This window comes from Roseivivax sp. CAU 1753 (assembly GCF_054482575.1).
In genome coordinates this window covers 86,237-92,648 of sequence record NZ_JBTLRF010000010.1, presented here as the reverse complement: position 1 = coordinate 92,648, position 6,412 = coordinate 86,237, and the positions used below count along the sequence as shown (strand labels likewise).

At 63.0% G+C, this 6,412-nt stretch carries 7 protein-coding genes, 1 tRNA gene and 1 pseudogene; 2 read left to right on the top strand and 7 right to left on the bottom strand.

Annotation, left to right across the window (positions count from 1 at the left end; genetic code table 11):
- Positions 1-364: integrase core domain-containing protein (locus ACXYMN_RS17310; protein WP_459015001.1), on the top strand; the 364-nt coding region annotated here is incomplete at its 5' end.
- 98 nt (positions 365-462) lie between these two features.
- Entirely contained in the window at positions 463-798 is a 336-nt protein-coding gene (locus tag ACXYMN_RS17305) for a hypothetical protein (RefSeq protein WP_459015000.1), read from the top strand.
- A 470-nt stretch (positions 799-1,268) separates the two neighbouring features.
- On the opposite strand, the gene ACXYMN_RS17300 is transcribed toward ACXYMN_RS17305, so the two are convergent.
- The 7 genes and pseudogenes from ACXYMN_RS17300 to ACXYMN_RS17270 all read right to left on the bottom strand — a co-directional run bounded on the left by ACXYMN_RS17300 (position 1,269) and on the right by ACXYMN_RS17270 (position 6,310).
- On the bottom strand, positions 1,269-3,140 hold the full coding sequence (locus ACXYMN_RS17300; RefSeq protein WP_459015003.1) for a site-specific integrase: 1,872 nt from the start codon (positions 3,138-3,140) through the stop codon (positions 1,269-1,271).
- Positions 3,141-3,167: 27 nt separating this feature from the next.
- A pseudogene (locus ACXYMN_RS17295) lies at positions 3,168-3,446 on the bottom strand (DUF6538 domain-containing protein); the annotation flags it as partial.
- 86 nt (positions 3,447-3,532) lie between these two features.
- Positions 3,533-3,607, bottom strand: a tRNA-Gln gene (locus ACXYMN_RS17290).
- A 35-nt stretch (positions 3,608-3,642) separates the two neighbouring features.
- Positions 3,643-4,662: a GGDEF domain-containing protein gene (locus ACXYMN_RS17285; protein WP_459014998.1), complete on the bottom strand. Its 1,020-nt coding sequence runs from the start codon at positions 4,660-4,662 to the stop codon at positions 3,643-3,645.
- Positions 4,659-5,252 (bottom strand): heme NO-binding domain-containing protein, encoded by a 594-nt coding sequence (locus ACXYMN_RS17280; RefSeq protein WP_459014996.1) that lies wholly within the window; start codon positions 5,250-5,252, stop codon positions 4,659-4,661. Before ACXYMN_RS17280 ends, ACXYMN_RS17285 begins: the two co-directional genes overlap by 4 nt.
- Before the next feature lie 69 nt (positions 5,253-5,321).
- Positions 5,322-6,023, bottom strand: a complete 702-nt coding sequence (locus tag ACXYMN_RS17275) for an HAD family hydrolase (protein WP_459014995.1) — start codon at positions 6,021-6,023, stop codon at positions 5,322-5,324.
- Between the two features lie 2 nt (positions 6,024-6,025).
- Positions 6,026-6,310, bottom strand: a complete 285-nt coding sequence (locus ACXYMN_RS17270; RefSeq protein ID WP_459014993.1) for a DUF3572 domain-containing protein — start codon at positions 6,308-6,310, stop codon at positions 6,026-6,028.
- Positions 6,311-6,412: the final 102 nt, after the last annotated feature.

Here is a 6,412-nt window from a genome sequence, read left to right as displayed (position 1 = left end):
CGAACAGGCCGTTCATCAGCGACAGCCAGGCTCTGGGCTGGTGCATCACTCGGATCGCGGGTCGCAATATCTGTCGATCAAATACAGCGAACGCCTCGCCGAGGCGGGCATTGAACCGTCGGTCGGCAGCGTCGGTGATAGCTACGACAATGCTTTGGCCGAGACGATCAACGGTCTGTTCAAGGCTGAGGTCATTCATCGCCGTGGGCCATGGCGCAGCTTCGACGCCGTGGAATATGCCACACTCGAATGGGTCGATTGGTTCAACAACCGCCGCCTGCTGGAACCCATTGGTAACATCCCGCCAGCAGAGGCCGAGGCAAACTTCTACGCAGCTCTGGAAACATCAGACATGGCCGCGTAGCTTAAACAATTCAGCCTCCGGCAAACCCGGCGCGGTTCAAGGAGACTGCGCTGACCGCGTATTTTGCAAGCCGCGGCAACGCATGCGCCGAACTGCCGATGGTCCTGGATCACTTCAAGGACAGTCCGGAGCTCTGTAAAAGCGCTTATCGCCTGCATGGCGCACTGCATTCCTGTTCGATGATGTCACGGCGCGAGGAGGTCGATCTATCCCGCCTCCTCCGGACCCTGGAGAGGGATATCGCCTCGGGAACGTCGCAGCGATACGTCGACGACGAATACTGTATGTCTGGTGGCGGCTATGAGACCTGCCTCACCGAGGAGGCGCGGCACCTGTCCAACATCTCATGCCCGCTCCGGGAGCTTCAAAGCGCCTGGGCCCGGGTGCAGCAAGCGATCGCCGTCGATCGGGAGCTGCTCCGTCTGCGCGGATAAAAAAGCAAGATCGCGCCGCTCATCCTGCGGTGCGATCTCGCAGATCCGGGTCCGCCGGACATAGGTAGAACGTCAGGAAAAGACAGGACACCGGCCGTACACAAATGAGTTGCCACGGCGAACACAGCCGTGGCACACACACTTACACACCAGAGTCAGTCTCGGTGTCAGAGCCGTTTTTTCTTTTGAATCCGTGTGTTGGGGGCGTTGAGTCCTGCCCCTACCGCCGGAGCCAACTACCCAGAAAGCCGCTGATTTCAAAAGCACAGCGGCCTTTCAGGGCTATTTTCTCGTCTCGGGTACCGGCACTGGCATACTCAGTCTGACACTCCCTAAACAGAGGAGACAGACATGGATCAGACCCAGTGCCGAAGCACCGCTAAACCGCCATGGCCATAGCGAATGCTGCGAACGACGAGACGGATTGAACATGGTCGACCGAAGGGCCAACTCAGTAAGCTTGGTGGATTTCATGCTGACGCAAGAAAACTCTCAAACGCGCGGCGCTTCATCGGGCTCTTGGGTAGCCGCACCTCATACTGCGCCACAATACGACGCGCCGTGCGCACGAGATCGCGATAGACCGCCTTTCTTTCTTTTTTGCCGTCCGGAAGCGTTTTCAGATCGACCAAAAGCATGGGAGACGTCTGGGTATCGGGCCGAAACGTCACGCGCTCGACGGCCTCGTCCGCACCGAGAACCACTTCGACCCCGACCTGCACGGCACCACCCAAACGGCAGTCGCGAATGATCGGGAAGCCATGACGCGGACTATGCGCAATCTCCAGCCCGAAATCCGCACGGTCCACGGCCTCTTTCATCTCGACCGTCCGGTGCGCGGTGTAGTGCTTGTTGATGATCGTGTGGCGATGGTGCCCGGCAATGGCCTGGCGCAGGCCGTCTTCGACGCCATGCTGGCTCAGCATGCTGAGGAAGGTCTTCCGGAGCGCATAGAAGTCCTCATCGAAGTCCTTCAAGCCGAGACGCGACAGGATACGCCCCAGGGACCGCGAGAAGTTTTCCGCGGCTTTGCCATTGACCGATCGTTTCGCCGCATCCGGGAAGAGCAAGGGCCCGTGGTCATCTGGCAGAGCGTGCACCCAGTCGATGAAGCCGAGGTCCAGAAGCACTTGGGGAATAGGCAGGAAACGGTCCCCGTCGTCCGTCTTGCTGTGCAGCAGGAGGCCGAAGACCCCGTTGCGCAACACCAGGGCCTTCCGCGGCGCAAGCACCAGCTCTTCGTGCCGGGTCCCAAGCGCCAGCCAGAAGAGCGGGATCCAGTAGGTACCGTCACGGGTGATGACCTGACCGCGTTTCCACCGGCGATGCGGAGAGGCCTGCCCTGTGAAAATCGGGCTTTTCAGAAAGGCCGAGAGCCGCTCCGCGCTCCAAGGCAGGCGGATCTTCGGCTGGGTAACCCGCATGTGCAGCGCGTCATCTGACACGCTGGCAGCCTTCACGATCCGATCGATGTCCTTGTACCCGACGACGGCCGGAACCTCGGCCCCCAGCTTCACGGCCGCCTTGAAGATCCGGGACAACCCGTCTCGGTTGCGCTGGATGGTCCTCTGTGTGAGACGCGGCGTCAGACGCTCTGCCAGGAGCGCGCGTTTTTCTGCGACCGAAAGGTCGAGGGCGCGGATCTCTGCAGTGATCTGGGCATCGGCGGCATCAGCCTCCGTGATCTGCGCATTCTTGTCGAGCACCTTACCGGTTTTCTCGAAGCGGTTTCGGCCGTGGGACCGGCCGTGCAGTTTCGGCAGTCGGGTCATCCAGGAGAAGAAGGCCTCTTGCTGCGCCTCGGTGATCGACGCCATGGCGCAATTGCCGAAATGGTACCGTGCCAGCTTCGCGATGGCGTCGATGTTCCCCTTCATGTCTTTGGACGGATATAGGCGATAGGTCTCGGCGATCGCGTCCTCGAGCAGGATCGAGGGGGCCACGAATCTGTCGACGGGCTTGTCCGAGAACCGTGCTACGACATCGCGGGCAAGGTGCCTCGGGTCCTCGAGCTCCAGCGACGCGGTCTCGATATCGAGAAGCTGGCGCTTCAGCGTCGCGCCCTGCAAGGCCAGACCGGTCGGCAGATCATCGGGGAGATCCAAGCCTGCCGCGCGTGCGGCGTCCTTGAGTCGCGGCGCGAGCGCGCTGAAATCCCGTGCTCGCGCGTTGGCTTTCAAGGCCTCCCGAGCCTCCTCAATGCGGCAGGCGTCGGTCTCCGCGAATAGAGCGCCCGAATCGTAGCGCTGCAGCAGGTCTGCCAGCTCGGAGCGCAGCAATTCCATCAGAACGCTGTTGGCCTGAGTGGGCGTGAGTGTCGTGATTTCGGCGAGTTGAGTCATCTGGGTCTCCGCGATTTCAAGGGCGGCGAGGACCCGTCCAACACGGATCATCGCCTCGGAGACCAAGTGGGTTCGCAAGGAAAAACAGATGAACGCGCGTTTGACTCGTTTTGCCAGGCGGTCCGGAAGGCGCTTTCGGAAATAGTAGATGCGGCCCCGGCGCTGCAGGTACGGGCCCGCGCTTTTCGCAGATCCCGGTGACTTGGGCCGGCGCGCAGATTGAACCACAGGTGCCCTCTGTGGCTCTGTCGGTACAACGTCGCGCGACGGGGCCTGTGTCACACCCTGTGTCAGGGTTTGTGTCATACCCCGGGGATTTCGAGCGGTACCGGTTTTGGAAACCGGCTCTGGGACCCTATTTTCTTGGGTCGTTTCGGTCTGGGACTGGAACATGGCTGGGGTGGTAGGATTCGAACCTACGATACACGGTACCAAAAACCGATGCCTTACCGCTTGGCTACACCCCAACTGCGCGGCTATCTACGGCTTCCCCGCGCGGGGATCAAGACCCGCTGGCCAAAATTCCCGCGCCGGTCACGGCATCGGTTTGCGCCACGGTCGTGGCGGCGTCGGAAACGCTGACACAGCCGCGACCGGCGCGCTTCGAGGCGTAGAGCGCCTGGTCCGCAAGATCGACCATCTGCGCGGGATCCGCACCCGGACCGCCGGGCCATATGGCAATGCCCGCACTGGCGGAAACATGGGCCCCCTCGGGCTTGCCGCGACCGGGCTGTTCGATCCGGGCGATGAGGCGTTCGCAGAGCGCGGCAATCTGCCCGGCGTCCGACAGGCTCGGAAAGATCAGCAGGAATTCGTCGCCGCCGATACGCGCGGCGATATCGTGCGGACGCACGGTGCCTGTCAGCGCCTCGGCCACATCGCAGAGCACCGCGTCCCCCGCGGCATGGCCCCATCGGTCGTTCACCTGCTTGAAGAAATCGAGGTCGAGATGCACGATGCCGAACGGCACTTCATCGGCTGCCAGCGCATCGAGCGTCAGTTCGACCGCCCGGCGATTGCCAAGGCCGGTCAGGGTGTCGGTCGCCGCCTCGGCCTCTGCCACGATGCGGGCCGAATGCAGACGCAGGTTGAGCATGCGGGACGCGTTCATCGCCGCTGACTGCGCCTCGATCAGGAACAGCATTTCCATCGTGAGGTCGGTGGGCGCGAATTCAGACCCGGTAAGCCCGTGCCGCCGCACCGCCTCCGCGACGCCGATACCGAACCCCAAGTTCAGAACCGCACCGCCATCGGGGGTGTCGATGGCGTGGCCGACCATCGGGGTATCGGGCGCACCCTTGGTGCGGATATGAAGTTTGCGCCCGGTCCGCGCCAACAGCGCCTGCATCGCCGCGATGCCGCGCGGCCGCTCGATCTGAAGGATGTCGAACAGCTTTTGACCGGACACCGGGCCGATGACCTTGGACAGCGTCGGGCCGACCCGCTGGACCGTCCCGGTGCGATCCACGGTCAGGTGCATGGGACACAGCCGGTCGACCAGATGCGGCGCCGCGCAGGTCATGTGGCCTGCCCCTGCGCCACCAGATCGAAGTCGCGTCCGGGGGTGAATGCCTCTTGCACCAGGGTCACGTCGAAGCGGTCGCAGCCATCGACCCCGGGATGGTGTTCAAGCGTGACGAGCGCGCCGTAATCGTCGGCCATCGCACGCAAGACCCCCATCAGGACGCAGCCCGCGCCGGGAAACGGGCTGCGGCAGGTGATGGTAAAGCAATCATCGCCCAAATCGGTGCAGGCGATGGCGGGCAGGGTCAGGTCGGGAACGGCCAGCCGCACCCGGTCGGGCAGATCGTCGAGCGCATACAGGAAGTCGCGGAAATCGCGCCCCGAGAAGCGCAACAATCGACGCAGCGCCTGCCGCTTGGGATGCGCCATGAGATAGTTGCCCACATCTTCGAGCACCGATTCAGGGGACCGCCCGAACGCGTTCGAGATGGCGGCCACGATGTCGACCGTCATGGCGTCGTCGTAACTGAGCATGGTTTCGAAAATCGCGGTCTTGAGACCCGCCGCGCGGACCACGGCCGCCCAGCGGTCGGTGCCGTAATTGTCTTCGACGAAGAACTGCAACGTCGCGTTTATCAAGCCATGCATCCGGACCCCCGGGAATAATCCCGTCCGACCTTAGCGCCCGTCCGTTAATTTTTTCGCAACGCCCATCGGTCAGGATGACAGCCACGCATCTAGGTGCCCGATATCGGGCAGCACGACGGCCGCATGGGCCGCAAGCGTGGCGCGGTCGGCAAGACCGGTCAGAACGCCCACGCCGGTCATGCCTGCGGCTTTGGCGGCAATCAGGTCATGGGTGCTGTCACCGACCATGACCACTTGGTCCGGGGCAAGGGACAGGTGGCGCGCGAAGGCCAACAGGGGGGCGGGGTCCGGTTTCGCCCCGTAACCGGAATCGAACCCGGCAACGAAGGAGAAATACTGTGTGATATCAGCAGACCGAAGGTGGCTCAGCGCCACGTCCTCGGCATCGTTTGTCATCACTCCTAGACGCAATCCGCGCCGGTTCAGGCCGGACAGGTACGCCGCCAGCGGCACTGCGGGCACCAAGGGCGCGCGCTGCGCTTCGCGGATCAGAAACGGCGCGATATCGGACGCCGCGAGTCCTGGCAATGCATCTGCAATCCGGGCCGCGACCTCGTCATTGGTGCCTGCGATCACCGGGCTGTCGGGGTGGAAATGGCCGGTGCCGAGATCGAACCGCACCGCGTCGCACAGCGCCGATTCGAGCCCGGGACAGCCGTCGGCCAGCGCCCTGATCACGGCGCTGGCCCAGCCCTCCCAGGTGGCGCGGAAATCGAACAGGGTGCCGTCCTTGTCAAACAGGATCGCCTTGATACCGACAGGTCCGCCCATGGTCACGTCCAGTGCACCTGGCTGCCCCCCGGAAGCACCGCGCGGGCCTCCATCGGGGCGGTGTAGGGCAGGTTTTCGGCGTCACAGAAGGCGGTGATCCAGGCATCGTCCATCAACAGGAAATCGAGGACCGACGCCTGAAATTCGGCATCCCCCAGACCGGCGCGGAACTGCGCCTCGTCGGCACCGGTCGCCCCGAGGAAGACCGGCAGCAAATCCTCGTTGCCGGCCAGCCAGCCGACCGCCTTCAGTCCGATGACGTCGGCATTTATGTGTGAAACGCCCATTTGCCCCCGATTGGAAAGAGTTTCTTAACCATCCTTCCTTAAACCTCTGTGTAACGTACGGACAAGACAGCCGTGCCGGTAAAGCCAACGGCGGAGTAGAAA